The sequence below is a fragment of the Pseudonocardia sp. ICBG601 genome (assembly GCF_020496245.1).
Window position 1 is genome coordinate 1 of the sequence record NZ_JAHLJA010000223.1, and the last position, 4,287, is coordinate 4,287.

At 75.2% G+C, this 4,287-nt stretch carries 4 protein-coding genes and 1 pseudogene; 1 reads left to right on the forward strand and 4 read right to left on the reverse strand.

Annotation, left to right across the window (positions count from 1 at the left end):
• Positions 1-1,179: pseudogene (mftD, locus tag KPL57_RS62010) on the forward strand (pre-mycofactocin synthase MftD); the annotation flags it as partial.
• Between the two features lie 49 nt (positions 1,180-1,228).
• On the opposite strand, the gene KPL57_RS71405 reads toward mftD, so the two are convergent.
• From KPL57_RS71405 to KPL57_RS62025, 4 genes are all read right to left on the reverse strand, one after another.
• On the reverse strand, positions 1,229-1,468 hold the full coding sequence (locus tag KPL57_RS71405) for a hypothetical protein (protein ID WP_308253394.1): 240 nt from the start codon (positions 1,466-1,468) through the stop codon (positions 1,229-1,231).
• Positions 1,468-2,124 (reverse strand): SDR family NAD(P)-dependent oxidoreductase, encoded by a 657-nt coding sequence (locus tag KPL57_RS71410; RefSeq protein ID WP_308253396.1) that lies wholly within the window; start codon positions 2,122-2,124, stop codon positions 1,468-1,470. The genes KPL57_RS71405 and KPL57_RS71410 overlap by 1 nt, the downstream gene beginning before the upstream one ends.
• Positions 2,125-2,203: 79 nt before the next feature.
• Positions 2,204-3,982, reverse strand: a complete 1,779-nt coding sequence (locus KPL57_RS62020; protein WP_226359088.1) for a PepSY domain-containing protein — start codon at positions 3,980-3,982, stop codon at positions 2,204-2,206.
• Positions 3,904-4,287: DUF5134 domain-containing protein (locus KPL57_RS62025; protein WP_226359089.1), on the reverse strand; the 384-nt coding region annotated here is incomplete at its 5' end. The genes KPL57_RS62025 and KPL57_RS62020, both read right to left, overlap by 79 nt.

A 4,287-nucleotide genomic window follows, 5' to 3' on the forward strand; every position in this document is an offset into this window, starting at 1 on the left:
GCAGCGACGGGCGCGCAGGCGCCTGCCGAAGTCGGTCTACTACGCGCTGGTCGCCGGTGCGGAGCAGGGGATCACGCTGGCGGACAACGTCGCCGCCTTCGACGAGCTCGGCTTCCGCCCGCACATCGCGGGGCTCCCGCCGCAGCGGGACCAGAAGACGACCGTGATGGGCCAGGAGATCGACCTCCCGGTCCTGATCTCGCCGACCGGCGTCCAGGCCGTCGACCCGGAGGGCGAGGTCGCCGTCGCGCGGGCCGCGCACAGCTCCAACATCCAGAACCCGCTGAACCCCGAGCAGACCGTGTCGACGGCCATGGGGCTGTCGTCGTTCGCGTCCCGCTCGGTCGAGGACGTCTGCGCCGTCCACGACAAGGTCTTCTTCCAGGTCTACTGGGCCGGGTCCAAGGAGGACATCCTCGAGCGCGCCCTGCGTGCGAGGCGGGCGGGCGCCAAGGGCCTCATCGTGACCCTCGACTGGACCTTCGCCACCCGCCGTGACTGGGGCAGCCCGCCCATCCCGGAGAAGGTCGACGTCAAGGGCCGCGCTGCAGTTCGCGCCCGAGATGATCACCAAGCCGCGTTACCTGCTGGACTGGGCGAAGTCCGGGAGGATCCCGGACCTGAAGGCCCCGAACATGGCGCCCCCCGGCGGTGGTGAGGCCCCACCTTCTTCGGCGCCTACGGCGTCTGGTGGACCACCCCGCTGCCGACCTGGGACGACATCGCCTGGCTCCGCGAGAAGTGGGGCGGCCCGTTCATGGTCAAGGGCATCATGCACCCCGACGACGCCCGCCGCGCCGTCGACGCGGGCGCGCCACCGCGATCTCGGTGTCCAACCACGGCGGCAACAACCTCGACGGCACCCCGGCCGCGATCCGGGCGCTGCCCGCGATCGTCGACGCCGTCGGGGACCAGGTCGAGGTCGTGATGGACGGCGGCATCCGCCGCGGCGGCGACGTCGTCAAGGCGCTCGCGCTCGGGGCCCGCGCGGTCCTGATCGGCCGCGCCTACCTGTGGGGCATGGCCGCGCAGGGCGAGCGCGGGGTCACCAACGTCCTGTCGATCCTCTACAAGGGCATCGACGAGGCGCTGCTGGGCCTGGGGAAGAAGTCGATCCACGAGCTCTCCCGCGACGACCTGATCGTCCCGGAGAACTTCACCCGCGTCTCGAAGTTCTGAGCGCCGGGTGGTGCGGGGCCCGGCGCGACCGGGCCCCGCCACCGTCGGTTCAGAGCGGGAACGTGACCCGGGTCAGCTCCTCGGCGCGCTCCCAGAGCGCCCGCTGCATCCGCCGGTCGTGCGAGGCCGCGCTGGACCCGACCGGGCGCGGGTTGCCGCGCGTCTCGCCGATGCCGTCCGGTCCGATGTAGGCGCCGCCGGGCAGGTCCGGGACGGTCGCGGCGAACAGCGTCGGCAGCGCCCCGGCCGGCCGCCGCGACTGGGCGACCACCTTGTTGAGCACGCCCATCAGCGCGTCCTGGACGGACTCGGTGCGCGACTGCAGGTTGGTCGCCGCGTAGCCGGGTGCGCGGCCATCGAGCGCAGCCGCGACCCGGCCGCCACGAACCGGTGCTCCAGCTCGTAGGCGAACATCAGGCAGGCGAGCTTCGACTGGCCGTAGGCGGTCCAGCGCTCGTAGCGGCGGCGCTCGAAGTTCAGGTCGTCGATGCCGATCCGGCCCATCCGGTGGACCACGCTGGACAGCGTCACGACGCGGTCGGTGATCCGGTCGGCCAGCAGACCGGTCAGCGCGAAGTGGCCGAGGAAGTTGACCCCGAGCTGGGTCTCGAAGCCGTCCGCGGTGCGGGAGAACGGCACCGCCATCAGCCCGGCGTTGTTGACGAGCACGTCGGCGGTGCCCTCGAACCCGGCGGCGAACTCGCGGACCGAGGTGAGGTCGCCCAGGTCGAGCCGGCGCACCGACACCGCACCACCGAGCTCGGAGGCGATCTCCTCGCCGCGCGTGGTGTTCCGCACGGCCAGCACGACGCGTGCACCGGCGTGCACCAGGGCCCGGGTGGTCTCCAGTCCGAGGCCGCTGGTGGCGCCGGTGACGATCACAGTCCTGCCCTGCTGGGGCGGGATGTCCGCCGTCGTCCAGGGGGCGGGTGAGGTCCGGAACACGGGAGGACTCCTTCACGGGGGACGGGTCCCCAGGTCTACCCGGTCGGCCCGGGTCCCGCCCGCCCACACCCCGGACGGGTCAGCCCGCCACCTCGGCGGCCCTCCGGTCGCGCCGGGCCGAGACCAGGGCGTCGACGAGCAGGAACACGATCAGCGAGACCCCCAGCACCGGCAGGACCAGCCCGGCCGCCACCGCGGCGAACCCGACCAGCGCCACCGCGGCGGGGGAGGGCCGCTCCCGCGACCCGGGCGGTCCGGCGAGGCCACGCGAACCGTCCGGCCGGGTCGGTCTGCGCAGCCACCACATCCGGTAGCCCCACACGACCAGCACGACCACGGCGCAGGCGAGCGCGGCGAGCGCCACCAGGTTGACCGTGCCGAACAGCAGGCCCATGTGCGCGTCGATGCCCCAGCGGGCGAGCTTCGCCGCGACCGGCCAGTCCGCGAAGGCGAGCCGGTCGGTGACCGTCCCGGTCGCCGGGTCCACGGCCACGGAGTCCTGCTGCGACGGCCAGCTGCGCACCGTCTGCTGGACCTTCCAGGCCTCCCCGGGGTCGCCCGGGGTGAGCTCCACCGGCCCGGCGAGGCCGTCGGCGCGGGCGGCGTCGAGGACCCGCTGGGCGACGGCGGGGACCGCCTGCGGGGCGACCGGAGCCGTCGCGGAACCCGCCACGGGCGCGGCCGCGTCGCCACCGGCGGCGGGCAGTGTGCTGCTGACCGACGGCGTCGTCCAGTCCAGGGCGGTGCGCAGCGCGCTCACGTTGGCCCCCGCGAACTGCGACCAGGTCAGGCCGGTCGCGGCGAGGAACAGGAACCCGACCGAGGCCCAGACGCCCACCGCGCCGTGCCAGGACCGCAGCCGCGACCGCGACGAGCCGCCGGTCCGCGGTAGCAGTCGCTCACGGCGTCGTCGTACCCGGCGGGTCACCTGCGCCACGAGGCCGGACAGCGTGAGCACGGCCAGCCACGACGCCGCGAGCTCGGTGTAGACTTGCCCGGGCGGGCCCAGCAGCAGCGAGCGGTGCAGGTTGTCGATCACCCCGCGGGCCGGGAGCCACTCGGCGTAGGTGTCGAGGGTGGCCCGCACCTGCGCGGTGTACGGGTCGACGAACACGGTGCGGCTGTAGCTCTCGGGCAGGTCGGCGTCGAACGACACCCGGGTCGTCGCACCGGGCTCGCGCGCGGGTCGGATCTCGGTGACGGGCAGGCCCGGCTGGGTCGCGACGGCCGCCTCGACCTGCCGGGACAGCGGGAGCTCCGGGCCGCTGACCGGGGCGGTCAGCGCGTCGGCGTAGAGCCAGCGCTCGATCGGCGGCGACAGCGTGTAGAGCAGCCCGGTCAGGGCCGCGACGAGCAGGAACGGGCCGACGAACAGCCCGGCGTAGAAGTGGATCCGGGTGACGAGGCCCTTCAGGCCCCGGAACAGCGGCGGGCGCCCGGGCGGCGGGACGGGGGTCCCGGGCCGGGTGTCGAGGCCGGCGCTCACCAGCCCGCCACCATCGCCGCGAGCATGACGACCCATGCCGAGGCTCATCGCCGCGTGGCAGGCGGCGTCGGAGCGCGCGCCCAGCCGGCGCACCGGTGCCGCCGGGGCCTCGACCCGCTCGGCGACCGCGGTGGTCGTGCCCCCCGTGCCCGCTGTGCCCGTCGTCTCTGCCGTCCCACCGACCTCGGCCGGCGCCGTCCGCGCGGCACCGGCCGCCGTGCCCCCGGCGGGGTCGGCGCAGTCGCAGGCGGCGGGGTCGGTCGCGTCGCCGGTCGCGCGGGCGTCGTCGGGGGTCAGCGGGTCCCCGCGACGCGGTCGTGGCTCAGCGCGCGGGCACCCCAGTACCCGGCGGCGGCCAGCAGCACGGCGCACAGCGCCACGGTCACCGCGACCGCCCATCCGGCCGGGCCCGCTGCGTGGGCGGTCCCGGCCATGTCCATGGCGTCGCCGCCGCCGTGGTGGGCGTGGGCACCGCCGCCGCCCGCGGCCTCCGCCGGCGAGGCCATGATCAGCGGCATCGCGGCCAGCATCCAGACCATCGCCGCGGCCATCAGCGCGTGCGCCGCGCCCGCGAGCCGCCCCGAGGGGCCGCACGGAATCCCGCGGGAGGCGGTGACCAGGAAGAACACGCCCAGGACACCGAACAGGACGATCTGGGTCCACAGGCCGGCGCTGCC